Below are 24,044 nucleotides of genomic sequence, written 5' to 3' on the forward strand. Positions count from 1 at the left end.
TCACGCCCGAACGTGGACCACGGCCGGGCTGAACAGCGAAACGGGGCGGAGGAAGGTTCCTCCGCCCCGTTCGCCGTGCTACCGGCTCAGTGCGACTCGCCCAGGTACGCGTCGCGCACCCGCTGGTCGGCCAGCAGCTGGTGCCCGGGACCGTTCAGCGTGGTCCGGCCGAGGTCGATCACGTAGCCGTGGTGCGACAACGCGAGGGCGGCCAGTGCGTTCTGCTCCACCAGGAGGATGGTGGTGCCGAGCGACTGCAGCTCCTTGATGGTGTCGAAGATGCGCTGGGTCATGATCGGCGAGAGGCCCATGGAGGGCTCGTCGAGCATGAGCAGGCGCGGCTTGGACATCATCGCGCGGCCGATGGCGAGCATCTGCTGCTCACCGCCGGAGAAGAGGCCGGCCTTGTTGTGCCGGCGCTCGCCCAGGACGGGGAACAGCTCGTAGACCCGGTCCATGTCGGCCTGCACGCCGTCGTCCTTGCGGACGTAGGCGCCGAGCTGGAGGTTCTCCTCCACGGTCATCCGCGGGAAGAGCCGCCTGCCCTCCGGTGAGTGCGAGATGCCCATGCCGAGGATGGCGTGGGCCGGCTCGCTGTGGATCGGCTTGCCCTGGAACAGGATCTCGCCGGACACCGGGCGCAGCAGACCCGAGATGGTGCGCAGGGTCGTGGTCTTGCCCGCACCGTTCGAGCCGATCAGCGACACGATCTGACCGGCCTCGACGGTGAACGAGATGTCGCGGACGGCCTCGATCGCGCCGTAGGCGACCGAGAGGTTGCGGACTTCGAGCAGCGGGCTCATGCCTGCTCCCCCTTCGCGGCCTCGATGTCGTGCTCGACTTCCTCCGGCGGCTTGCCGAGATAGGCCTCGATGACCCGCGGGTCAGCGCGCACGACCTCGGGGCTGCCCTCGACGAGCAGCTCGCCCTGCACGAGCACGGAGACCGAGTCGCACAGCCCGAAGATGAACTTGATGTCGTGCTCGATGACGACCACGGACACACCCGTCTCGCGGATGCGGAAGATCAGCTGCTGCGTCGCTTCCGTCTCCTGCGGGTTCATGCCCGCGGTGGGCTCGTCGAGCAGCAGCACCGACGGGTCGGTGGCCAGCGCGCGCGCGATCTCAAGACGGCGCTGGTCGCCGTACGGGAGGTTGCGCGCGAGCTCGTCGTCCGGTCCGCGCAGGCCGACGAACTCGAGCAGCTCGCGGGAGCGCTCGCGGGCCGCCTTCTCGCCGCGGTGGTAGGCCGGGCCGTGGAACAGCGACGCCAGCGGACCCTGCTTCATCCGCACGTGCCTGCCCACCATGACGTTCTCCAGCACGGTCATGCTGGGGAACAGCCGGATGTTCTGGAACGTGCGGGCGAGACCCGCGTCGGTCACCTTGGCCGGGTCGCCGGGCAGGACGTTGCCCTTGAGCAGCACCTGGCCGGTGGTCGGCGTGTACAGACCCGTGAGGCAGTTGAAGAACGTGGTCTTCCCCGCGCCGTTCGGGCCGATCAGGCCGACGATCTTGCCTTCGTCGAGCGACAACGTCACGTTCTTCAGCGCCTTGAGGCCACCGAAGACCATCGAGACGTCACGCGCCTCCAACACCGGCGTCACGCCTTCGCCTCCTTCGGCAGCTCGTCGACGTGGGTGCCGTCGACGTTCTCATCGGCCAGCTCCGCGCGCCGGTGCGCGTCGGGGATCAGGCCCTGCGGGCGGAACCGCATGATGAGCACCAGCGCGAGGCCGAAGATCATCAGGCGGTAGTCCTCGAAGTCGCGCAGCTTCTCGGGCAGCACGAACAGCAGCGCGGCACCGAGCACGGCGCCGGGGATCGAGCCCATGCCGCCGAGGATGACCGCCGCGAGCAGCGTGATCGACTCGAGGAACTTGAACGACTCGTAGGACACGGTGCCGTTCTTGTGCGCGAACACCGCACCCGCGAGACCGGCCAGCATGGCGCCGATGAGGAACGCGAGGATCTTCATCTTGCCGGTGCGGATGCCCATCGCGCGGGCCGCGTCCTCGTCCTCGCGGATCGCGATCCAGGCACGGCCGATGCGGCTGAACTTGAGGTTCGCGAACACCGTCATCGTCGCCGCGACCAGCAGCACGATGAGCACGTAGTAGAGGACACCGGCCGGCAGCTTCACCGAGCCGAGGGTCAACTGCTTGTTGAACTCCGTGCCGAACAGCGACAGCTGCGGGACGCCCGGGATGGCGTTGGAGCCGTTGGTCATGCCGCCGATGTTGTTCTGCGCGGAGCGGGTGAAGATCTCACCGAACGCCAGCGTCACGATCGCCAGGTAGTCACCGCGCACGCGCAGCGTCGGCGAACCGACGATGGCGCCGAAGATGCCGGCCACGACCGCCGCGATGACCGCGGCCACCGGGAACGGCAGGTCGATGCCGAAGTTCGCGGCGGCGGCACCGGAGAAGTTCGCCGCGACGAGCGCGCCGATGCCCATGAACGCCACGTACCCGAGGTCGAGCAGACCGGCGAGGCCGACGACGATGTTCAGGCCGATCGCGGTGGCGGCGTAGATGCCGATGTTCGCCGCGACCGTCATCCAGTACTCGTTGCCGGCGTCGGTGAACGGCAGCAGCAGCGCGCACGCCAGGAGCACGATCACGCTGAACACGCGGTGTTCCTCGGACAGGTGCGAGATCCACTTGGTGTAGCCGATGCCGTTGAGCGCCGCCAGCAGACCGCCGGCGAAGCCGAGGAACGACAGGAAGATGGCGCCCGCGTACGGGTTGCCGGCACCGACACCGCCGGTGGTCAGCATCGCGGAGACGGCGTAGAGCACCGCGCCGAACGACACCAGCAGCACCAGGTACGCCACCGGCGTGCTGAGCTTGATCCGCCAGTTGCCGGGCGGCTCGATGCCGATGCCGTAGCCGGCGAGGATCACCAGCACACCGGCGACGACGCCGGCGATGCTGCCGAACGCCACCACGTCCTTGTACGCGGTGATGGCACCGAACCCGCCGCCCTTGACGACGAGGTAGATGCCGTTGATGGCGGCCACCGACAGGACGCCCCAGCCCAGCGCGCGCACGACGCGGCCCTTGGACGGGGTCGGCGCGAAGGCGGCGACGAGCACGAGCACACCGAGCACCAGCATGTGCCAGCGGAAGCCGGTGAGCGCGAACGGCGCGTCGAAGAACGACAGCGTCGACTTGTCCGGCCAGTTCCCGTCGTTGAGCGGGAACGTGACCCACGGCAGCATGGCCGCGACGATCGACAGCACGCCGCCGACGGCCGCGAACGGCTTGCCCAGTGGCGCGAGAGCGGAGCGCTTCTCAGCAGCGGTCGTGGTCATGCGCGCACCCTTTCCGGCTCGCCGAACAGACCCTGCGGGCGGAAGACGAGCACGAGGATCAGCACGACGAAGATCCAGACGTAGTCGTACTGGGTACCGCCCGGCATGTACTGGCCGGCCAGGGTCTTGATCAGACCGATGATGAACGCGCCGATGACCGCACCGCGGATGCTGCCGACGCCGCCCAGCACGGCTGCCGTGAAGGCGAAGATGCCGTTCTGGAAGCCCATGTCGATGTTGATGTTGTTCAGGTATCCGCCGAACATGACGCCGGCGACACCGGCGAGCACGGCACCGAACACGAACGTCAGCACGATCACGCGGTCGGGGTTGATGCCCATCAGCTTCGCGGTGTCGGGGTCCTGCGCGGTGGCCCGCATCGCACGGCCCATCCGCGACCGGTTGATGTAGGTCTGCAGCAGGATCGACAGACCGACCGACAGCACCACGAGCAGCACGCCGGTCCACGGCACGCTGATGGGGCCGAGGGCGAGGCTCCCCGTCGGGAAGACCTTCGGGTAGGGCAGGTTGGACGTGGCGTCGGGGTACCAGACGCGCACGGCCTCCTGGAGGAACACCGAGACGCCGAGCGCCGTGATGAGCGGCGCGAGCCGGGGCGCGTTGCGCAGCGGCCGGTAGGCGAAGCGTTCCATGACCACGGCCACGACGACCGCGACGAGGATGCCGCCCAGGAACATCAGCGGCAGAGCCACGGCAGGCGACTTCTTGAGGTCGTCAGGAAGAAGCGTGAACGTGGCGAGTCCTCCGTACGAGGACACCATGAAGACTTCACCGTGGGCGAAGTTGATCAGCTGGATGATGCCGTACACCATCGTGTACCCGAGGGCGATCAGGGCGATCAAAGCGCCCTGCACGACCCCGTTCGCCAGCTGTTGGAGCAGGACTGACACGACTACCTCCGTAGACGGCGGGGGCGAGCAAACTTCGCCCGCCCCCGCCGCAGCTTCATTTAACGATCAGCAGTCGGTCAGCCCGTGTACTCGCCGGTCTGCACGTCATCCCACTTGGTGCCGGTGACCTGGTAGACGGTCAGGACCTTGTTGGTGCTGTCGCCGTACTGGTCGAACTTGACCTCACCGGTGGCGCCGGAACCGCTGTAGGCACCGACGTTGGTCAGCATGGCGTCGCGCTTGGCGTCGCCCCACTCGCCGCCCTCGACGGTCTTGGCCAGACCACCGATGATCGCGTTCGCGGCGTCGTAGGAGAACGCACCGTAGGCGGCGAAGTCCTCCTTGCCGAACTTCTCCTTGTACGCGGTCACGAAGGCCTTGGCGGTCTCCAGCGACTCGGTCGGCGCACCGACGGAGGTGGCGAGGTCGCCCTCCTTGCCGCCGAGGTCGATGAACTTCTGGTCGTAGATGCCGTCGCCGCCCATGAGCGGGACGTTCAGGCCGTTGTCCTTCATCTGCTTGGACAGCGGACCGGCGGCCGGGTACTCACCGCCGTAGTAGACGGCCTCGGGCGCGAGGCCCTTGATCTTCGACACGACGCCGGAGAAGTCCGTGTCCTTCTCACCGACGGTCTCGGTGCCGACGATCGTGCCGCCCTTCTTGGCGACCTGCTTCGCGAACTCGTCCGCCAGACCCTTGCCGTAGGTCTTGCCGTCCGTGATGATCGCGATCTTCTTCTTGCCGGCCTTCTCGACCATGTAGTTGGCCGCGAACGGGCCCTGCAGGTCGTCGGTCGCGCAGACGCGGAAGTAGTTGTCGAACTGCCGCTTCGGCGCCGTCAGGAAGTCGTTGCCCCTGGTCAGCGACGGGTTGGTGTTCGCGGGCGACACCTGCGGGATCTTCTTGTCGCGCAGGATCGGCTGCACCGTCTGGGCGACCGACGAGTTCAGCGTGCCGACGACGCCGACGACGTTCGGGTCGGTCGACAGCTTGGTGGCCGCCTGGGCGCCCTTGGCCGGGTTCGCCTCGTCGTCCTGGGCCGACACCTGGAGCTTGTAGCCCTTGACGGTGCACTTCTTGTTGGCCTCGTCCACGGCGAGCTCAGCGGACTGCTTGATGCCGATGCCGAGCGCCGACAGGTTTCCGGACAGCGGAGCGACAACGCCGACGGTCAGCGTGCCCTTCGACGTGTCGCAGCTGCCCCCGGTGCCGCCCGCTTCGGTCTTGTCATTCGTGCCACAGGCCGCGACGACGAGCAGCGTGGCGCCGACGATCGCTGCGGACTTCACAAGGTGCTTACGCACGTGAGTCCCTCCTCTATCCGTGCTCACTGCGATGGCGAGATCTCCGCGCACCGCTCCACGCCCCTCTGCTGAGGGATGGCCGGACCCTAGGCGCTGATTGTGACCCCAGTCATCAACGCCAATGGGCTCGTGACCATAACGCAACTCGGCGTTATGTTTTGTTTAAGGAAAGTCACCGTCAGTAACCTTCGTTCACTCTTTGGACTGCTGCCATAGCCTGGGCGTATGACTCCGCGTCGTCGTTTGGTCGCAGTCATCGCTGCCGCCGGGGTGCTGACCTCGGCGGTCCTGGTGCTGCGCGACCCCGGCCCGGACCCGCAAAACCCCAGCTCGGGACCTGTGCGGCTGACGAGCTACACGGCCGACTATGTCAAGCCACCGCCCCGTTCAGGCTCGATTTCGGCACCGTCCTCCGTCTGGAGCAACGACGGGCGGGTGCAATGGTCCCCCGTGGCGGGCGCCGCGGGCTACGAGGTGTCGGGCAGGCTGGTCGCGTCACCCGAGGTCGCCGGCGGTGGCACACCGGAGGTGCGGGCGGTCGACGCGCACGGCCGGCGGTCCGCGCCGGTCCGCGCCGAGGAACGCGCGGGGGACGACGGGGCGTGGCGGCAGCGGGTGTCCGGGTTCCTGGAGGAGTTCGACGACCCGCGGGTGGAGCGGCGCTTCCACCTCAGCGGCCGGCGCGGCTGCGTGAACCCCTCGCTGGGCTCCGGCCGGCTCGTGGTCGACATGCAGTGCGGCGAGGGCACGGCGGTCCTGCGGGCGCGGTCACCGCTGGTGCTCGAAGACGCCGGCGAGCTCGGGCGTGTCGCGGTGGTGACGTCGGCGGCGGGTCCCCGCGGCAAGCTCGTGGTGGACCTCGTGCCGGGCACGCCCGACCTGGCCGGACCCACTCCCCCGGCCGGCGCGATCCGTGTGGTGGTGGACGACTCGGTCGCCGGCACGCGCGGCGCGGGCGTGCTGCACCGGTTCGAGGTGGTGCTGACCCGCGACGGCGTGCGCGTGCTGCAGGACGGCGCGGAGATCTCCCGCTCGGCCGCGGTACCCGCGTGGCGGCAGGCGACCGTGCTGGTCGGCGTGACCGCGCCACCGGGACGGCCGGGACGGGTGGAGGTCGACACCGTCGGGATCTCCGGCGGACCGCGGCCGGTCACCGAGGTCGTCGAGACGCCCGTCGTGGCGGGCACGTTGCGCGTGCTGGAGCCGGAGGAGGAGGCGCCGGGCATCGGCGTGGCGCGCACACCGTTGCGGAACGCGCCTTCCGCCCGGCTGCGCGCCACGGTCCGGCTGGGCGACGGCGGTGACGTGAACGGCCTGGTGGCGCAGCTCGGAACGGCGCGAATCCCGTTGCGGCCGCAGACCGAGGGCTGGTCGGCGGCGCAGGATTCCGAGGTCACCGTGGCGGGTGACGTCCCGGCCGAGCTGCTCGGACCCGAGACCGGGGCGCTGTCGCCGTTCGTGCTGCGGATGCCGGGCGCGTCGCAGGCGCAGGTGCTGGAGAGCTACCTGGAGGTGCCGGGCGAGACGCGGGCGCGGCTGCCGAACGCCCCCGGGTCCCTGCCGCCCGCCGTGCCCGTGATGACCGCTGAGTTCGCCGCTGTGACCCCGAACGAGGCAACGCTCGTCGTCACCCTCGACGGCAGCGCCACACCGTCAGTGGCTCCCGTGGCGGGCTTCGAGGTGTACGTCGATCGGCACCACGCGGCCACGGTCGCCACGCCCGGTGGCGTCGGCGGCCGGCACGAGCTGCTCCTCGCGCTCAAGGGCGGCCACGACGTCGAAGTCCGCCTGCGCCCCGAGGATCCGGGACGGCAGGCGGACTCGGTCTGGCTGGAGCTCAGCCGAAGTTCTCGATGACGGCCTCGGCCACGGCCTTCATCGTGGTGCGGCGGTCCATGGCGGTGCGCTGCACCCACCGGAACGCCTCCGGCTCGCTCAGACCCTGCTTGGTCATGAGGATGCCCTTGGCCCGTTCCACGACCTTGCGGGTCTCCAGCCGCTCGGTCAGACCGGCGACCTCCTGCTCCAGTGCCGCGAGCTCGTTGAACCGGCTGATCGCCAGCTCGATCGCGGGCACCAGGTCCCGCTTCGCGAACGGCTTGACCAGGTACGCCATCGCACCCGCGTCACGGGCGCGCTCGACCAGCTCGCGCTGGCTGAACGCGGTGAGGATCACGACCGGCGCGATCCGGTTGCCCGCGATGTGCTGCGCGGCCTCGATCCCGTCGACCTTGGGCATCTTGACGTCCAGGATCACCAGGTCGGGGTCGAGCTCGGTCGCGAGTTTGATCGCCTCTTCACCATCCGCGGCCTCACCGGCCACGTCGTAGCCCTCCTCGCGCAGCATCTCCACGAGGTCGAGGCGGATGAGCGCCTCGTCCTCGGCGACGAGCACGCGCGGGGCCTTGCGCGTGGCTTCGGACTGGGCCTCGGCAGCCTGCTGGGTCACCGGGGTCCTCCTGACGATCGTTCCTGCGGGCGAAAGGGCAGTCTACCGGCGCCCGTGGCGCTGATCGGGCTCATCAGCCGTGACGGCAGACACGAACTCCTCCGGCCACGGGTAGGTGCGCATGCGCCGGTCGACGTCCTCGGCCGGCGCCTCGCTGCGCTGCAGCACGACCTCGTGCGCCGTGCCGAACCGCGGGTGGGCGAGCTTCTCCCGGACGCCGGCCTCGGAAGGACCGCCCGGCCACTCGACGAACCAGCCGTCGCCCAGCGGAAGCGCACGGAGCCAGCACGCGTCGTGCCACAGGTGCACCCGGCGCAGGAGAGCGCTCCCAGTGGCCGCTTGCGCGACCTCCTCGTCGAGCCCGCCGCCGTCTGCGTACTCGACGCCGCGGAACTCGTGCATCCACCGCACGTACCGCATGCCCTGGTCCCACGCCGCCTGGTCGACACCGGCGAGGACCACCGACGCCTCCCCCGTGGTGAGCTCGGCGGAGCGCCGGTGCTGCCGGTGGACGAGCCCCGCGACACCCATGCCGTAGCCGCCCTCGGTGCGCGGCAGCAGCTCGAACAGCAACGGCCCCAGCACGCGCGGCGCGAGGTGCAGCCGGACCGCCTCCCCCGGCTCCACCGCGCGGAACGCGTGGGTGGGCGTCGTGATGCTCGCCGGGGGCATGAGCTGGACGATGCTCGCCGCCGTGCAGCCGGCGAGCAGCACCTTGGCCTCCAGCTGCTGCTGGGCCGCGGTGGTCGCGTCGGGCAACGGCGCCCCGTCGCGCACGGCGGGAACGGCCTGCGAGAGGTTCTCGCCCGTGTAGGTGCGCCGCAGGTCGGCGAGCTGGTCCGTGGTGGACAGACGTGCCATGGCAGCAGTCCTCGTTTCCGCCGCCCGGCTCGGCCGACAAGGACGCATGTGCACGCGTCTACGTGGTCAGTGCGCAGTTCGTGAGCAGGAGTTGCTGAACTCTGCGACGGACTCCGCTCCACTGCCGGGAGAGCGGCTCCAGCCCCACGTCTGCTCGACGCCACCGACCACGGTACCGGATCTGCGCACCCGATTTTCTGTCCGCGCCGACGATCAACCGGTACCGCACGTCGACGGTGAGCCGCGGCGCGCTGGTCGCGCATGCAGAACCGCCCGGACGTGTCGGTCACCGGGTTCGTGGTCGAGGGCTGGTTCGCCCACGTCCACCACCGCGCCTGGAACTCCGCGGTGGCCGGTTCGTCCGATGTGGACGACGTGGGGGCGGTGGCGCCGCCGTCCGGGCCCCTGACCCGCAGCCGGCGAGCAGGAAGACCAGTCCTCGTCGTGCACCGGACGCCCCGCCACCCGATCTTCGGCAGACTGCGCACGGCCCCCTCGCCGGTTGTGACGACGCCCGTCGGGTGCGGGTCCGCCGAAGAGGCATCGAACAGGTGGTCCTGAGCACCAGAACTGCTGCACGACCGTTGCCGGTGCGATAAGCGCCCCTTAGCGTCGAGCGCATGCCCAATGGTGCCGAGAGCCTGCTGGCGATGGTGGCCGCGCACGACGTCGAGGTGGTCTTCGGCCTGCCCGGTGTGCACAACCTGGCGGTGTGGGAAGCGCTTGCGGCGTCCGGGATCCGGATGGTCGGCGTGCGGCACGAGCAGACGGCCGTGTACGCGGCGGACGGGTACGCGCGGGCGACCGGGCGGCTTGGCGTCGCGGTGGTGACGACGGGGCCGGGGGCGGCGAACACGCTCGGTGCGACGGGCGAGGCGATGGCGTCGGGCAGTCCGGTGCTGGTCATCGCGACGGACATCTCCAGCGCGGTGCGGCGGCCCGGCGTGTACCGCGGGGTGCTGCACGAGACGCGGGACCAGCGGGCGTTGTTCGGCCCGGTGACCAAGGCGGCGTTCGACGTGCCGGCGGCGGACGAGCTGCCCGCGTACGTCGACCGGGCGGTGCGCACCGCTCTCGAAGGCGCGCAGGGGCCGGTGTACCTCGGGGTGCCGACGGACTTCCTGACCGCGGAAGTGGAGTGGGGTGTCAGGTCTGCCACCGGCGAGCAGCCGCCGGTTCCGGACCTGTCCGAGGCGGTGGAGCTGGTCGGGAAGGCCGAACGGCCGCTGCTGTGGGTGGGCGGCGGTGCGGCGCGGTCCGGGGCCGGGGCCGCGATCAGCGCGGTGAACGACAGGCTGAACGCACCGATCATCACCACCTACGGCGCGCGCGGCATCAGCGACCACCCGCTCGTCGTGCGCGGACCGGTGCACGCACCGGTGGTCGGCGCGTTGTGGGACGAGGCGGACCTCGTGGTCGCCATCGGCACCGACTTCGACGGCATGATGACGCAGAACTGGTCGCAGCCCAAGCCACGCGCCCTGCTGTCGATCAACATCGACGAGGCCGAGCTGTCGAAGAACTACCCGGCCGACGTGGCGTTGCTCGGCGACGCGCGACACGTGACCGCGGCGCTCGCCGAAGCGGTCCCGGTCAAGAAGGCCGCCGTGGACGTCGAACGGGTCAACGCGGCGGTGCGGGAGTTCGTGCGCGCGGACTCGCCGGAGGCGGCGGTGTTCCTGGACGCGATGGCGGGCGTGGACGCCACGATCGTCGCCGACATGTGCATCCCCGGCTACTGGCTCGGCGGGTTCCACCACGTCCGCAGGCCGCGCGGGCTCGCCTACCCGGTCGGCTGGGGCACGCTCGGGTTCGGTTTCCCCGCTGCCATCGGCGCGGCGGTGCACGGGCGCACCATCGCGGTCGTGGGCGACGGCGGGTTCCTGTTCGCGTGCGGGGACCTCGCGACGGTGCGGCAGGAAGGGCTGCCGTTGACCGTCGTGGTCGTGGACGACGGCGGGTACGGCATGTTGCGCTACGACCAGCAGATCGCCGGCCACGCGGTCACCGGCGTCGACCTCACCCGCCCTGACTTCGCGAAGCTGGCCGAGAGCTTCGGCATCCCGGCGGTCACGCTCGACGGGTTCGGCGGCCTTGCTGAGGCGCTGACGGCCGAGGGACCGAACGTGGTCGTGGTCAACGCCAGGCTGCAACCTCCGGTCAACACCTCTCCGCGCTGGTACCGCACAACCACCGGCTGATCATGTTCGCGATCGACCGGGAGCCCGCCGAGCAGTCGGCTGGCAGACTCCTGCCGTGACCCGAACCTGGCCCGAGAACCTCGCGACCGACGAAGGTGTGCTCGCCTGGCAGTTCCTCGACTTCCTGCGCAGGACGGCCGTCCTGAAGGTCGACGGCCTGACCCGCGAGCAGGCGGCCGCCGCCCCGATCGCCACCTCGCCGAAGCTGACCGCGCTCGGCGTTCTCAAGCACCTCGTCGCCGTCGAGCGCTACTGGCTCTGCATCGCGGGCGCGGGCCTCGGCCTGCCGTCGCTGTGGGAGGGCGACCCCGACCCGTCGTGGGACCTCGACCCGGCCGACACGCCGGAGACGCTCATCGCCGCCTACCGCGCGGAGTGGGCCAACGCCGAAGCCCTCCGGGACCGCGGCGCGGACGCTGTCGCGGCGGACGGCAAGCGCACGGTGCGCTGGATCCTCGCCCACGTGGCCCAGGAGACCGCACGCCACGTCGGTCACCTCGACCTGCTGCGCGAGCTCGCCGACGGTCAGACGGGCGAATAGGGGCGCGATCAGGAAACGCCGGCCCAGGCCACGACCAGCAGCAGGGCGACCAGCCCCAGGAAGTGCCACGGACAGAGGTCGAGCCGCCTGCCGGGCGCCTCACCCGCGGGCGGCACGGCCGGGCGGTGCCGCTCGATCTCCTCGCGCATCCGGTGCTGCACCCGGCTGCCGCCCAGTGCGCTCGCGAGCGAGAACGCCCCCGCGGTCACGTCGACCCGCTCCCCCGTCGTGAGCACCAGGACGACCTCGCGGGTCACCTCGACCTCGCGCAGCGCCGTCCACGGCACCCAGTAGGAGCGGAACCAGTTGACGACCCGCACCCCGGACTCGTGGACGCGCACCGCCGGGTGCGCGAAGACCATCCAGCAGAACCAGATCAGCGGCGCCATCACCGCGACGAGCTCCGTCTGCTGCGCGAACCCGGCACCGGGGAGCGGGTGCAGCAGGACGTAGGCCGTGCCGCCGGTCCCACCGATGGCCAGGGACCAGCCGACCGCGCTGTCGGACCTCCTGCGCAGCACTGCTCTCGCCTTCACCCGACGCATTGTCGCCGACTCCCCGTTCTCCCGGTCATGGCAGGCCGACGTGGTCGCCCACGGCGTCCTCGCAGGCCTGGTGCAGGGCGTTGACCGCGTCGTGCAGCAACGGGTTGGTGTTCGCCGTCCGGTGCACGACGTGCACGTGCCGCCGCAACGGCTTGCCGCGCAACGGCATCGCGTGCGTGCCGCTGAGCGCCTTGTGGCCGAGCGCCGGCACGAGGGCGACGCCGACGCCCGCCGCGACGAGCGACTGCACCACCTCGTAGTCGTTGCTGCGGAACGCGATCCGCGGCGCGAATCCGGCCGCGGCGCACAGCCGGGTCAGGCAGGTGGCCCCGGACGTGCCGTCCCGTGACGCGATCCAGCGCTCGTCCCGCAGGTCCTCCAGCCGCACGGTGGCGCGCGCCGCCGGGTGGTGCTCCGGCACCATCACCAGCAGCGCCTCGTCCAGCATCGGCCGCACCGTCAGCTCCTCCGGCCACGTCCGGGGAACGAGGTCGTAGGCGTAGACCAGCGCCAGGTCGAGCTCCCCGGTCAGCACCAGCGGCAGCACGTACTCCGGCTCGCCCTCGTCCAGCCGGATCTCGGCACCGGGCAGCTCGGCCGTGAGCCGGGCGAGCGCCCTGGGTACGACGCGCGACGACGCCGTGGGGAACGTGCCGATCCGCAGCCGCCCGCGCAGGCCCTGCACCACCGCCTTCACCTCGTGCTCGAACCCGTCGAACGCGGCCAGCAGCTCCGCACCCCGGTCGGCGATGAGCAGCGCGGCCGACGCGGGCCGGATCGAGTGCGCCTCGCGTTCGAACAGCGTCACGCCGACCGCCCGCTCGAACGCCGAGACCTGCTGGGACACCGCCGACGACGTGTAGCCCAGGCGGCGGGCCGCCTCGGCGAACGAACCGGTCCTCACGACCTCGACGAGCGTGCGGAGATGCACCGGGTTGAGCACCAGGCCAGCTTATGCTCGACAACGCGAGGTTTCGCTCTGCCGCCTCTGGTGTTCTCGCCGGGCAGCTACCAGGGTGGAGGCATGGCCTACGTCTCCACGAACCCGTCGAACACCTCCGACGTGGTCATCGAGATCGAGCTCGGGACCAGCGCGACCTTCATCGACGCCGCGGGACGCGCGAAGGCGGCGCAGCGCGAGTGGGCTCGGGTGCCCGCCCCCGTGCGCGGTCAGGTCATCGGCAACATCGGCCGCCTGGTGGAGGCCAACGCCGAGAAGCTCGCCCAGCTCGTGACCCGCGAGATCGGCAAGCCGATCGGCGAGGCCCGCGGCGAGGTGCGGGAGATCGTGGACACCTGCGACTTCTTCGTGGGCGAGGGCCGCCGCCTCTACGGGCAGACCGTCCCGTCGGAGATGCCCGACAAGCAGCTCTTCACCTTCCGCAACCCGGTCGGGGTGGCCGCCGTGATCACCGCGGGCAACTTCCCCGTGGCGGTCCCGTCCTGGTACATCGTGCCCGCGCTGCTGTGCGGCAACTCAGTCGTGTGGAAGCCCGCCGAGTACTCCGCCGCCTCCGCCCAGGCCTTCTACGACCTGTTCCAGGCAGCCGGCCTCCCCTCGGGCGTGTTCGAGGTCGTGTTCGCCGAGGGCGCGGAGACGTTCACCGGCCTGGAACGGGCCCTGCAGCAGGGCCTCGTCGACAAGGTCGGCTTCACCGGCTCCACCGAGGTCGGTGTGCGCATCGGCGAGCTCTGCGGCCGCCACCTCCAGACGCCGTGCCTCGAACTCGGCGGCAAGAACCCGATGGTCGTCACCAAGGACGCCGACCTCGACCTCGCCGTGCAGGGCGCGTTGTTCGCCGGCTTCGGCTCCGCCGGCCAGCGCTGCACCTCGCTCGGCACGGCGATCGTGCACGAGTCGCTGTACGACGAGTTCCTGGCCCGCTTCACCGCGGCCGTGTCCGACGCCGTCGTCGGCGACCCGACCGGCGACGTCCTCTACGGACCGCTGCTGGACGAGAAGTTCGCGCTGGCGTACGAGAAGTACCTCGGCTGGATCGGTGAGCACCACGTGGTGCACGGCCCGATCGGTCGCATCACCTCCTCCCACCCTCGTGGTGGGTTCACGGGCACGGGCGGCTTCTTCTACCACCCGGCGGTCGTCTCCGGCGTCCGCGCGGACGACGAGCTGTTCCTGCAGGAGACCTTCGGCCCCATCGTCGGTGTGATGGCGTACTCGTCGCTGGACGAGGCCGTCGAACTCGGCAACGCACCGGGCTACGGCCTGTCGTGCTCGATCTACACCACGGACCCGGACAAGGCGTTCCGCTTCCGCGCGGGCATCTCCGCCGGGATGGTGAGCGTCAACAACTCGACGTCCGGGGCCGAGGCGCACCTGCCGTTCGGCGGCAACGGCAAGAGCGGCAACGGCTCCCGGCAGTCGGGTGTGTGGGTGCTCGACCAGTTCACCCGGTGGCAGTCCATGAACTGGGACTACTCGGGCACGCTGCAGAAAGCGCAGATGGACACGCTCGAGATCGAGGCGGACCTTGGCTTCCGGCTGTGACGGTGGCGGGGCGCCGAGTGCCGTCGTGAGCCCGGCTCCCGCTGCACCGGTGCAGCGGGTGGCCTGCGGCTCGGTCCGGCCGACGCGCCCGGGACCGCCGTGGCGCCACGAGATCGGAGGCCTGCCATGACGTCCGGCTCAGTGGAGCTCCCTGCGCGGGCTGAGGTCGTCGTCATCGGTGGCGGGGTGATCGGCACGTCCATTGCCTTCCACCTCGCCGAAGCGGGCGTCCGCGATGTCGTCGTCGTGGAGAGGGACGAGCTGGGCTCCGGGTCCACCTGCAAGGCTGCAGGCGGGGTGCGCGCCCAGTTCTCCGACGAGCTCAACATCAGGCTCGGTGCTCGGTCTCTCGAAGCGTTCCAGCGCTTTCCGCAGCGGCCCGGGCAGGAGATCGATCTCCACCGGGTCGGCTACCTGTTCCTCCTCTCCTCGGCTGACCACGTGACGGCGTTCGAGCGCAACGTCGACCTGCAGAACTCCCTCGGCGTGCCGAGCCGGATGCTGTCGGTCGAGGAAGCCCGGCGGTTGTCTCCGCTGGTCGAAACGGACGGTCTGCTGGCGGCGGCCTATTCGCCGGAAGACGGACACTGCACGCCCGAGTCCGTGGTCCTGGGATATGCCACCGCTGCCCGCCGGATGGGGGCCCGTTTCTGCACCGGAACTGCCGTGGAATCGATAGTAGGGGCCGGGTCCGACACTTTTCGGGTCGAAACCGGCCGCGGCACCGTCATCACCCGGACGGTGGTCTGCGCGGCCGGTGCGTGGTCGCGCTCGATCGGCGAGATGGTGGGCGTCGACCTGCCGGTTTCCCCGCTGCGGCGGCAGGTGGTGTTCACCGGGCCCATGCCGGAGTTACTCGATCGGGTGGTTCCCTTCACCATCGACTTCGGCAGCACCTTCTACTTCCACCGCGAGGGCCGCGGCCTGCTGTTGGGCATGTCCGACCCGGACGAGACGCCGGGGTTCAAGCTGGAGGTGTCCGACGCGTGGCTGCCGCGGCTCACCGAGGCGATCGGCCGGCGGGCACCGCGGCTGCTCGACGTCGGCGTGCGCACCGGGTGGGCCGGGCTGTACGAGGTGACCCCGGACCACAACGCGCTCATCGGCCAGGCGGAGGGCGCGGGCCGCTTCTTCTACGCCACCGGGTTCTCCGGGCACGGTTTCCTGCAGGGACCCGCGGTCGGCGAGGTCGTGCGCGACCTCGTGCTGGGCCGGGAGCCCTTCCTCGACGTGTCCGCCCTGGACGCCTCCAGGTTCACGGCCGGCCAGGCGCGGCCGGAGCTCAACCGCGTGTGAAGCCCGACCGGGAGGGGGAAGTGCGGTGGACGTTCTCCAGCTCATGGACGAGTGGGGACCCGAGAAGGTCGTCGCGGTGTCGGACCGGCGCACCGGCATGAAGGGCGTGCTGGTCATCGACAACACCGCGCGCGGCATGGGCAAGGGCGGCACGCGGATGAGCCCCGGCGTGACGGTCGCGGAGATCGCGCGGCTGGCCAGGGTGATGACGTGGAAGTGGGCCGGGGTCGACCTCTTCTTCGGTGGCGCCAAGGCGGGGATCCGGTTCGACCCCGCCTCCCCCGGCAAGGAGGCGGCGCTGCGGGCGTTCGCGCGCAAGCTGTCGAACGAGGTGCCGCGCGAGTACGTGCTGGGCCTCGACATGGGCCTCACCGAACGGGACGCCGCGATCGTCCAGGACGAACTGTCGGACCGCGGCGCTATGATGGGCGCACCGGCTCAACTCGGCGGCTTGCCGTACGACGAGCTGGGCGTCACCGGGTTCGGTGTGGCCGAGGTGGCGGACGAGCTGATGCCCCTGCGCGGCAAGCGGGTCGCGATCCAGGGCTTCGGCGCGGTGGGTGCCGCGACGGCGAAGCGGTGCGCCGAACTGGGCGCGATCGTGGTGGCCGTCTCTTCAGTTCACGGCGCGTTGGTGGACGCCGGAGGTCTTGACGTCGACCGGTTGTTGCGGCTGCGCGCGGAGTGCGGCGATCTCGCGGTGGAGGAACACGGCGGCGGTGCCCTGCGGGCGCTCGGCGCCGAGCTGCGGGTGCCGTGCGACGTGCTGGTGCCCGCGGCGGTGCAGGACGTCGTCGACGCCGATCTCGCGAAGGAGCTCGACACCGCGCTCGTGGTCGAGGGGGCGAACCTGCCCACCTCCCCCGCGGCGCAGGAGGTGCTGGCCGCGCGCGGGATCACCGTGGTGCCGGACTTCATCGCGAACGCCGGCGGCGTGGTCGCGGCGGCCTTCGGGATGGACGCGCGGTACTCGCCGTTCCCCGTCGACCCCGCGGTGGTGCTCGACGCGGTGTCGGTGAAGCTGCGCGCGAACGCGGCCACCGTGCTCGCCGAAGCGCGCAACCGGGGTACGACAACACATGCAGCAGCGAGAGAGGTGGCTCAGGAACGCGTGCTCGCGGCGATGCGGCTGCGGGGGCGGGTCGCATGAGCTCGCTCGAAGGGGTGGTGATCGCCGACTTCAGCAGGGTGCTGGCCGCGCCCTACGCGACCATGGTGCTCGGTGACCTGGGTGCCGAAGTGGTCAAGGTCGAACAGCCCGGCCGGGGCGACGAGACCCGCACGTGGGGTCCGCCTCACCACGGCGACGAGGCCACGTACTTCCTGTCCGTCAACCGGAACAAGACGTCCGTGCAGATCGACCTGGGCACCGCGGCGGGCCGGGAGCAGGCGCGCGAGCTGATCGCGCGCGCCGACGTCGTGGTGGAGAACTTCAAGCCCGGCACGATGAAGAGGTTCGGGCTGGACTACGAGTCGCTCGGCCGCGACGACCTCGTGTACTGCTCGATCTCCGGGTTCGGCTCCGGCAAGGGGGCCGGCCTGCCTGGCTACGACCTGCTCGTGCAGGCCGTCGGCGGGTTGATGAGCGTGACCGGTGACGGCACGCCGGTGAAGACCGGTGTGGCGCTGGTCGACGTCCTGACGGGCCTGCACGCCTGCGTGGGCGTCCTGGCCGCGCTGCGGCACCGGGAGAAGACCGGGCTGGGGCAGCGGGTCGAGCTCGACCTGCTGTCGGTGTTGTTGTCCAGCATGGTGAACCAGAGCGCGGGCTTCACGCTGGCCGGTGCGATCCCGGAGCCGCTGGGCAACCGGCACCCGTCGATCGCGCCGTACGAGGTGTTCCCGACGGCCGACCAGCCGATCGCGCTCGCGGTGGGCAACGACCGGCAGTTCCGCCGGTTGTGCTCGGTGCTGGACGTGCCGGAGCTGGCGACCGACCCGCGGTTCGCGACGAACCCGGACCGGGTGGAGAACGTGGACGCGTTGTTCGAGGTCCTCGCGCGGCAGCTGCGGGAACGGCCGGCGCTGCACTGGTTCGAGACCTTGACGCCCCTGGGCGTTCCGTGCGGGCCGGTGAACGACATCGCGCACGCGTTCGCGCTGGCCGAGTCGCTCGGCCTCGCTCCGACCACGACGATCGACGGCATGACGCTCGTCGCGAACCCCATCCGCCTGTCGCGCACGCCGGTGAGCTACCGGCTGCGCCCGCCGAAGCTGGAGCCGTGAAGTGCAGGACCCGTTGCAGCTGCTGGACATCCCGTCGTTGCTGAGCGACGAGGAGCGCGACATCCAGGCCACCGTCGCGGCGTTCCTGGCCGACCACGTCCGGCCGCACGTCGCCGGCTGGTTCGAGGAGGGCGTGCTGCCGCGCGAGCTGGCGCGGGAGCTCGGCAAGCTCGGTGTGCTGGGCATGCACCTGGAGGGCTACGGGTGTGCGGGCACGTCGGCGTTGGCCTACGGGCTCGCGTGCCTGGAGCTGGAGGCCGTGGACAGCGGCATCCGCAGCTTCGTGTCGGTGCAGGGCTCGCTGTCGATGTTCTCGATCTGGCGGTACGGGTCGGAGGAGCAGAAGCAGGAGTGGCTGCCGAGGCTCGCGGCGGGCGAGGCGATCGGGTGCTTCGGCCTGACCGAGCCCGACCACGGCTCGAACCCGAAGGGCATGCGCACGCGCGCGGTCCGCGACGGCTCCGACTGGGTGCTCGACGGCACCAAGACGTGGATCACGAACGGCGGGCTGGCCGACGTCGCGACCGTGTGGGCGCAGACCGGCGACGGCGTCCGCGGGTTCCTCGTGCCGCGCGGCACCCCGGGGTTCACGACGCACGACATCAAGCACAAGCTGTCGATGCGGGCGTCCGTCACGTCCGAGCTGGTCCTGGAGGGCGTGCGGCTGCCCGACAGCGCCCGCCTGCCGGGGGCGACGTCGCTGGGCGCACCGCTGTCGTGCCTGAACGAAGCCCGGTTCGGGATCGTGTTCGGAGCGGTCGGTGCCGCCAGGGACTGCCTGCGGACGGCACTGGGCTACGCGGCCACGCGGATCCAGTTCGACCAGCCGATCGCGGCGTTCCAGCTGACCCAGCGCAAGCTCGCGACGATGGCGGTGCAGGTGAACAACGCCATGCTGCTCGCGCTGCACCTCGCGCGGCTGAAGGAGGAGGGCCGGCTCAGGCCGGAGCAGATCAGCGTCGGCAAGCTCAACAACGTCGAGGCGGCCATCGCGATCGCTCGGGAGAGCCGGACCGTGCTCGGCGCGAACGGCATCTCGCTGGAGTACTCGCCGCTGCGGCACGCGAACAACCTGGAGTCGGTGCTGACCTACGAGGGGACCTCCGACATCCACCTGCTCTCCATCGGCCACGCGTTGACCGGAATCGCCGCATTCCGCTGATCTTCGCCCTATCCTGCACTGGCAGTTCGTCGAAAGACGTTCGACGGGGAGGACGTCCTGCCAGTGGACACGAGCAGCCGCAGCGACGCGCGCCGCAACCGCAAGCGGTTGCTGGAGGCGGCGACGCACGTTCTGCGGGAGGAGCCGACGACGGCGACGATGCAGTCCATCGCTCGCGAGGCGTGCCTTTCGCAGGCGACCGCGTATCGGCACTTCCCGTCCGTGGAGGCGCTTGTCGTCGCCTACCACGAGGACGTCATGACGTCGTTGGCCGAGCACGGCGAGAAGTCGCGCAAGACCGGCAAGGACCTGTTCGAGCACCAGGTGGCGCACTGGGTCGAGCTGCAGGACGTGCACGGTCCGGTGATCGCACGGTTCTGGTCCCAGCGCGGGTTCCTCGACCGGCTGCGCTGCTCCGACGCCACGGCGGCGGTGTTCTGCCGCGCGTGGGACCGGGCCTTGCGCGGCGTGCTGATCGACCTGGCACTGCCGGACCCGCTGCTGCCGGTGGGCCGGTTCCTGCACAACGCGCTGTTCGACCCGCGGGAGATCCTCGACCTCACGAGAGCCGCCGGACTCCCTGGCGAGCAGGTGGTCCGGCGGCTCTCGGACGCCTTCTACGGCGCGTTGTCGGGGTGGGCCCGCTCCGGGGCCTGACGGGTCAGATGCCGAGCGGGAGCACCCACCTGAGCTCGGACTTGACGTTCGGGCGGCCGTCGACCGGGTTCTCCCCCGCGATGCCGCCGGCGGCGATCTTGTCGAGCGTCTTCAGGCCCTCGGGCAGGATCTGGCCGAACACGGTGTAGTTCGGGCGCAGGACCGAGTCGGACTGGACGAGGAAGAACTGCGAGCCGTTGGTGTCCGGGCCGGCGTTGGCCATGGCGAGCGTGCCGCGCGGGTAGATGCGGCGCTGGCCGGTCGGGTCGTTCGGCACGGGCTGCAGGTCAGTCGGCAGCTCGTCCCGGTACCTGTATCCAGGGCCGCCCTCGCCGGTGTTGGACGGGTCGCCGCACTGCAGCACCTTCAGCGTCGGGTACGCGGTGAGGCGGTGGCACTCGGTGCTGTTGTAGAAGCCGCGGTGGGCGAGGTGGATGAAGCTGTGCGTGGTGCACGGCGCCTTGGTGCGGTCGAGCACGAGCGGGATGTCGCCCTGGTTGGTCTTGACCTTGACCAGCACCTTGCCCCTGGTGAACCAGGGGTCGTGCGGCACGGGCACCGGGCGGGCGGCGGGCTCCTCGGGCGTCGCGGTGTAGCCGCAGTCCGGCCTGGCCAGGTCTTCCTGCGCGGCCGCGGTGCCCGTCGTGCCGAAGACGACGGCGAGTGCCGCCACCGCCAGTCCAGCTGCGATTCGCCTCATGCGCGTTTCCTAGTGGAGGGGGTCGTGGCCCGGCAAGGGTTAACGGATCACTCAGCTGCCGGTCATCTGTGTCCCTCCACGCGTGGCTCGCCACGCTTCACCCCATCCAGCGACGTGTACCGGATGCCAGACCGGGTATCCCGACTCCATAGGGAGGTGATGCAGTCATGGGCTTCGACGAGTTGAAGGACAAGGCAAAGGACCTCGTCGGTCAGCACGGCGACAAGGTCGACCAGGGCGTGGAGCGCGCAGGCCAGTTCGCCGACGAGAAGACCGGCGGCAAGCACAGCGAGCACATCGACCAAGGCGAGGACAAGCTCAAGGAAGGTCTCCGGAAGTTCGGCGGCCAGCAGTGACCTCCGCGGCCGGCGCACTCACCTGGAGTGCGCCGGCCGCTTTCGCTTCAGCACGCGACCAGCACCCCGTGCAGCCGAACCCCCGGAAGTGGGCATCTGAGGCTGTTCGTGCGGGTGAGTCGCATGTGAGTGAGGCGGGAAACCGCCGAACGCGCTGTCTGCGCACCACCCGTCCGAGTTACTTCCGCGATCCTGCCGTCCCGGTTACCGTCGTTCGCCGGGATCGCGGAGGTGAAGGTGGATCCGAGCGGGCTGTCGAGAGCGGCACGGCTCACCGCGTTGGCCGGGTTGTGCCTGGTCACGGTCCTCCTGCTGCTCCCGGCGGCGATCAGCGTCAGCACCGGCGGCACCGCTCCGGAGTTCCTCGGCGAGTTCGGGCGCTGGCTGTGGCCGGCGGTGGGCGTGATCGTGCTGGTCGCGGTGGTCCTGGCCGTCTGGGAACGGGTCCGCGGGCACGAGACGTCGAGCCGGTCGGCCGCGCTGAACCGGGTCGAGGCGCGGGTCAAGGCCCTGCTCGCCTCCTCGCTCGCCGCGCAGACCCAGGTCAAGCTCGGTGTGCTGCGCCAGCCGAAGCTGTCCGTCCGTGCGGACGGCGACGAGATCTCCTCCACCGACCTGCCCGCCGTGTACGACCGGCTCGGCCACACGATGGTGCTGGTCGGACCGGTCGGCAGCGGCCGGTCGACGCTGCTGCGCGAACTCTGCCTGGTGCTCGTGGAACGGGCCCGCAACGACCCCGGCGCACCGATCCCGGTCGTGGTCGACCTCGCGACCTGGCGGCCGTACGGCGCGCGCAAGCCCACCGAGTTCACCGCGTGGCTGCTGCGCGAGATGAACCGCCGCTACGGGATCAGCCGCTCCGCCGGCACGATCTGGCTGCGCCGGAACCGGGTGGCCGTGCTGGTCGACGGGCTCGACGAGGTGCCGCGCGCCGACCGCGAGCACTGCGAGTCCGAACTGGCGCCGTTCGCCTCGGTCGTGGTCTCGACCGGACCCATCGAGAACCTGCCGTCCGTCCACGTCGACCCCCTGTCCCGCGGCGAGGTGCTGGAGTACGTCGCGTCGGTCAGCCCGCGGCTCGACAGCCTGGAGGCCGCGCTGACCCCGGAGGTGTGGGAGCAGCTGACCTCCCCGCTGGCGCTGAACCTCCTGGCGCTGACGCACCTCGACAAGCAGGTCGACACGATCGGCACGGACCTCGTCGGTTCCTTCGTCGTCGAGCGGCTCTCCGGTCAGCGCGGGGCCGGTCCTGCGATCCGCGCGCTCAAGTTCCTGGCCCGGCTCGGCCGACCGGACCTCGGTGCGCCCGTGCACATGCCACACCGCCGTGCGTGGTTACCGCTGCTGCCGACGCGTCCGCTGTGGTTGCTGTTCATCCGGGCCGTACCCGCCGCATTCGCCGGTGGGGTGTGTGCGGTGACGTTCATAACCGGGCTGCAGCTCGGCTTCTGGTCCGCGTTGACGTTCGTGGTGTCGGCTTCGCTGATGCTGGTGTGGGTGAACAAGCTGCCGCACGTGTTCCATCCGCCAGGGCGCGCACACGGTCTGATAACCGCCGGGATGGGTTTCCTGGCCGGTCTGGTCATGGGCTTGTTGGTCGGTTTCGTGGGTTTGTGGCTCGGCGGGATAGCAACGCCGTGGCCGTACTTCGCCGCGTATGCGTTCGTGGTGGTGGCGACATTCTTCTTGGCATTGGGTTTTGTCCCCGGTGACGCGCCTGTGCCGTGGTCGATCCTGATCACGGCGGCGCCCGGTGTGTCCATGGTGTGGGTCGGGCCGCATTCCGTCCTGGCCGGTATGGGACTGGGGTTCTCCGCGGGTGTGGCGGGCGGCGTGTTCGCGGCGGCGGTGGGACGGGTGTGGCGCACGGTGCGCCCGGCACAGCACCAGCGGATGCGGCTCGGCCGGCCGTGGTGGGTGCAGCCCGCGGTGCCGTTGGCCGGTGCGGTGGGGCTGCTGGGCGGCATCGCGTCGTTCGGGTCGTGGGGTGCGGCGCTGGGCGTCGCGCTCGGGTTGATGGTGACACCGGTCGCCGCCCGCGACTACGTCTGGCCGTTCGACGCGCTCGCGGAATGGGCGGCGGAAGGCCTCACCCGGCCGTTGTCGCTGGGTGAGTTGTCGTTCCGCCGCACGGCTTTGCTGCACCTCGCCGAGGACCGGCTGCTGCTCACGCGGGTCGACGGCGAGTACCGCTTCACCCACGTCGTGGTGCGCGACCACCTGGCTGCCTGCGACCCGACCGCGCTGGTGAGGGCCACCCGTCGTTGAACCGGGCCGTTCCGCGGGCCGTACGGCCTGACAGAAGGGTCGGGTGTTGCACATGCGCTGGTCAAAGGGCTGGATCGCGGCCGCCGGGGTGTTCTCGGTCGTGGCCGCGGTCGGGGGTACGGCCTTCGCTCTGGCTGGATCGGGTTCGCCGTCGGCGCAGACCTCGGTCGCCGGCAAGGAGGTCTGCGCCGGGGAACCACTTGAGCTCAAAGAGGTCGGCGGGCCGGCCGGGGTGTTGTCGGACCAGATCCCGGTGGGGACCTCACTGCGCATCACGAACCTGGCCAACAAGCGCAGGATCACCGTTCCCGTGGTGGGAACGGCGCAGAAGTGCGCGGTGCTGAACTACGCGGCGTACGAGACGCTGCGGTCGCCGGACGCCGCGCGAGGTGGAGCGGAAACGGTTCTCCGGCGCGTGCTCGTGGAGATAGTGGGAAATGCGCCGGCGCCGGACCCGTCGGCGAAGGCACAGGTGCGGGCTTCCGGGACCGCGGGACGAGTTGTGTGCGAGGGGGCTTCGGTCGCGTTGTCCGACGTGGGCGGGGCACCCGAGGCGTTCTCGTCCGTCCTGCCGGTCGGGACCGTGGTGCGGGTGACGCACCTGGACAGCGGGCGGCAGGTGACAGCGCCCGTCGTCGGGGTGGGACGCGGGTGCCTGGTGTTGAACCGGACGGGATTCGCCGCGGTCGGGACGTCGGGCAGGAACGTGGTGGGCGGGGTGCGGATCGAAGTGGTGGGGTGAGGCC

General features: G+C 70.6%; 23 protein-coding genes. 13 read left to right on the top strand and 10 right to left on the bottom strand.

Annotated elements, in window-relative coordinates; genetic code table 11:
* Positions 1 to 86: 86 nt before the first annotated feature.
* The 5 genes from ACZ7CH_RS32225 to ACZ7CH_RS32245 all read right to left on the bottom strand — a co-directional run bounded on the left by ACZ7CH_RS32225 (position 87) and on the right by ACZ7CH_RS32245 (position 5,530).
* Complete coding sequence (locus ACZ7CH_RS32225; protein WP_360390069.1) at positions 87 to 803, bottom strand: ABC transporter ATP-binding protein; 717 nt, start codon at positions 801 to 803, stop codon at positions 87 to 89.
* The gene (locus ACZ7CH_RS32230) at positions 800 to 1,606 is read right to left on the bottom strand and encodes an ABC transporter ATP-binding protein (RefSeq protein WP_360390072.1); all 807 of its coding nucleotides are present in this window, start codon (positions 1,604 to 1,606) and stop codon (positions 800 to 802) included. Before ACZ7CH_RS32230 ends, ACZ7CH_RS32225 begins: the two co-directional genes overlap by 4 nt.
* Positions 1,603 to 3,315, bottom strand: coding sequence for a branched-chain amino acid ABC transporter permease (locus ACZ7CH_RS32235; RefSeq protein ID WP_360390075.1), 1,713 nt, complete (start codon positions 3,313 to 3,315; stop codon positions 1,603 to 1,605). The genes ACZ7CH_RS32230 and ACZ7CH_RS32235 overlap by 4 nt, the downstream gene beginning before the upstream one ends.
* Positions 3,312 to 4,226, bottom strand: coding sequence for a branched-chain amino acid ABC transporter permease (locus ACZ7CH_RS32240; protein WP_360390078.1), 915 nt, complete (start codon positions 4,224 to 4,226; stop codon positions 3,312 to 3,314). The genes ACZ7CH_RS32235 and ACZ7CH_RS32240 overlap by 4 nt, the downstream gene beginning before the upstream one ends.
* A 77-nt stretch (positions 4,227 to 4,303) precedes the next feature.
* Positions 4,304 to 5,530 (bottom strand): branched-chain amino acid ABC transporter substrate-binding protein, encoded by a 1,227-nt coding sequence (locus tag ACZ7CH_RS32245; RefSeq protein ID WP_360390081.1) that lies wholly within the window; start codon positions 5,528 to 5,530, stop codon positions 4,304 to 4,306.
* Positions 5,531 to 5,965: 435 nt separating this feature from the next.
* On the opposite strand from ACZ7CH_RS32245, the gene ACZ7CH_RS32250 reads away from it, so the two are divergent.
* Positions 5,966 to 7,387 (top strand): hypothetical protein, encoded by a 1,422-nt coding sequence (locus ACZ7CH_RS32250; protein WP_470375676.1) that lies wholly within the window; start codon positions 5,966 to 5,968, stop codon positions 7,385 to 7,387.
* On the opposite strand, the gene ACZ7CH_RS32255 is transcribed toward ACZ7CH_RS32250, so the two are convergent.
* Both ACZ7CH_RS32255 and ACZ7CH_RS32260 read right to left on the bottom strand, forming a co-directional pair.
* On the bottom strand, positions 7,368 to 7,979 hold the full coding sequence (locus tag ACZ7CH_RS32255) for an ANTAR domain-containing response regulator (protein ID WP_360390086.1): 612 nt from the start codon (positions 7,977 to 7,979) through the stop codon (positions 7,368 to 7,370). The genes ACZ7CH_RS32250 and ACZ7CH_RS32255 overlap by 20 nt on opposite strands.
* Before the next feature lie 42 nt (positions 7,980 to 8,021).
* Complete coding sequence (locus ACZ7CH_RS32260; protein ID WP_470375677.1) at positions 8,022 to 8,840, bottom strand: hypothetical protein; 819 nt, start codon at positions 8,838 to 8,840, stop codon at positions 8,022 to 8,024.
* Positions 8,841 to 9,101: 261 nt separating this feature from the next.
* Here ACZ7CH_RS32260 and ACZ7CH_RS32265 point away from each other — a divergent pair, with 261 nt between their 5' ends.
* Genes ACZ7CH_RS32265 through ACZ7CH_RS32275 form a run of 3 tightly spaced genes read left to right on the top strand, consistent with a single transcriptional unit; the run spans position 9,102 to position 11,582 of the window.
* A complete protein-coding gene (locus ACZ7CH_RS32265; RefSeq protein ID WP_470375678.1) occupies positions 9,102 to 9,401 on the top strand; it encodes a hypothetical protein in 300 nt (99 codons plus the stop codon).
* A 59-nt stretch (positions 9,402 to 9,460) separates the two neighbouring features.
* Entirely contained in the window at positions 9,461 to 11,041 is a 1,581-nt protein-coding gene (locus ACZ7CH_RS32270) for a thiamine pyrophosphate-binding protein (RefSeq protein WP_470375679.1), read from the top strand.
* A 55-nt stretch (positions 11,042 to 11,096) separates the two neighbouring features.
* Positions 11,097 to 11,582, top strand: a complete 486-nt coding sequence (locus ACZ7CH_RS32275; RefSeq protein WP_470375680.1) for a mycothiol transferase — start codon at positions 11,097 to 11,099, stop codon at positions 11,580 to 11,582.
* An 8-nt stretch (positions 11,583 to 11,590) separates the two neighbouring features.
* Here the strand turns inward: ACZ7CH_RS32275 and ACZ7CH_RS32280 are convergent, their stop codons facing one another.
* Both ACZ7CH_RS32280 and ACZ7CH_RS32285 read right to left on the bottom strand, forming a co-directional pair.
* Positions 11,591 to 12,118, bottom strand: coding sequence for a PH domain-containing protein (locus ACZ7CH_RS32280; RefSeq protein ID WP_470375681.1), 528 nt, complete (start codon positions 12,116 to 12,118; stop codon positions 11,591 to 11,593).
* Positions 12,119 to 12,152: 34 nt separating this feature from the next.
* Complete coding sequence (locus ACZ7CH_RS32285; RefSeq protein ID WP_470375682.1) at positions 12,153 to 13,070, bottom strand: LysR family transcriptional regulator; 918 nt, start codon at positions 13,068 to 13,070, stop codon at positions 12,153 to 12,155.
* 81 nt (positions 13,071 to 13,151) lie between these two features.
* Here ACZ7CH_RS32285 and ACZ7CH_RS32290 point away from each other — a divergent pair, with 81 nt between their 5' ends.
* The 6 genes from ACZ7CH_RS32290 (at position 13,152) to ACZ7CH_RS32315 (ending at position 19,974) form a co-directional block, all read left to right on the top strand.
* A complete protein-coding gene (locus ACZ7CH_RS32290) occupies positions 13,152 to 14,633 on the top strand; it encodes an aldehyde dehydrogenase family protein (RefSeq protein WP_470375683.1) in 1,482 nt (493 codons plus the stop codon).
* Between the two features lie 126 nt (positions 14,634 to 14,759).
* Positions 14,760 to 15,929 carry an NAD(P)/FAD-dependent oxidoreductase gene (locus tag ACZ7CH_RS32295; RefSeq protein ID WP_458430812.1) on the top strand — a complete coding sequence of 390 codons (1,170 nt, stop codon included), beginning with the start codon at positions 14,760 to 14,762 and terminating at the stop codon, positions 15,927 to 15,929.
* A gap of 25 nt (positions 15,930 to 15,954) precedes the next feature.
* Entirely contained in the window at positions 15,955 to 17,079 is a 1,125-nt protein-coding gene (locus ACZ7CH_RS32300; protein WP_360390109.1) for a Glu/Leu/Phe/Val family dehydrogenase, read from the top strand.
* A complete protein-coding gene (locus ACZ7CH_RS32305; RefSeq protein WP_470375684.1) occupies positions 17,076 to 18,155 on the top strand; it encodes a CaiB/BaiF CoA transferase family protein in 1,080 nt (359 codons plus the stop codon). The genes ACZ7CH_RS32300 and ACZ7CH_RS32305 overlap by 4 nt, the downstream gene beginning before the upstream one ends.
* 1 nt (position 18,156) lies before the next feature.
* Positions 18,157 to 19,317, top strand: a complete 1,161-nt coding sequence (locus ACZ7CH_RS32310) for an acyl-CoA dehydrogenase family protein (protein WP_470375685.1) — start codon at positions 18,157 to 18,159, stop codon at positions 19,315 to 19,317.
* A gap of 63 nt (positions 19,318 to 19,380) precedes the next feature.
* Entirely contained in the window at positions 19,381 to 19,974 is a 594-nt protein-coding gene (locus ACZ7CH_RS32315) for a TetR/AcrR family transcriptional regulator (RefSeq protein ID WP_360390118.1), read from the top strand.
* Between the two features lie 4 nt (positions 19,975 to 19,978).
* Here ACZ7CH_RS32315 and ACZ7CH_RS32320 read toward each other — a convergent pair whose 3' ends face one another.
* Positions 19,979 to 20,674 carry a peptidylprolyl isomerase gene (locus tag ACZ7CH_RS32320; RefSeq protein ID WP_360390121.1) on the bottom strand — a complete coding sequence of 232 codons (696 nt, stop codon included), beginning with the start codon at positions 20,672 to 20,674 and terminating at the stop codon, positions 19,979 to 19,981.
* A gap of 167 nt (positions 20,675 to 20,841) precedes the next feature.
* On the opposite strand from ACZ7CH_RS32320, the gene ACZ7CH_RS32325 reads away from it, so the two are divergent.
* The 3 genes from ACZ7CH_RS32325 (at position 20,842) to ACZ7CH_RS32335 (ending at position 24,040) form a co-directional block, all read left to right on the top strand.
* Positions 20,842 to 21,030 carry an antitoxin gene (locus tag ACZ7CH_RS32325; RefSeq protein ID WP_360390123.1) on the top strand — a complete coding sequence of 63 codons (189 nt, stop codon included), beginning with the start codon at positions 20,842 to 20,844 and terminating at the stop codon, positions 21,028 to 21,030.
* Between the two features lie 237 nt (positions 21,031 to 21,267).
* The gene (locus ACZ7CH_RS32330) at positions 21,268 to 23,298 is read left to right on the top strand and encodes a hypothetical protein (protein WP_470375686.1); all 2,031 of its coding nucleotides are present in this window, start codon (positions 21,268 to 21,270) and stop codon (positions 23,296 to 23,298) included.
* Positions 23,299 to 23,350: 52 nt separating this feature from the next.
* Positions 23,351 to 24,040 (top strand): RlpA-like double-psi beta-barrel domain-containing protein, encoded by a 690-nt coding sequence (locus tag ACZ7CH_RS32335; RefSeq protein WP_458430808.1) that lies wholly within the window; start codon positions 23,351 to 23,353, stop codon positions 24,038 to 24,040.
* The last annotated feature ends 4 nt before the right edge of the window (positions 24,041 to 24,044 follow it).

The sequence above is a fragment of the Lentzea sp. NPDC037011 genome (assembly GCF_055607425.1).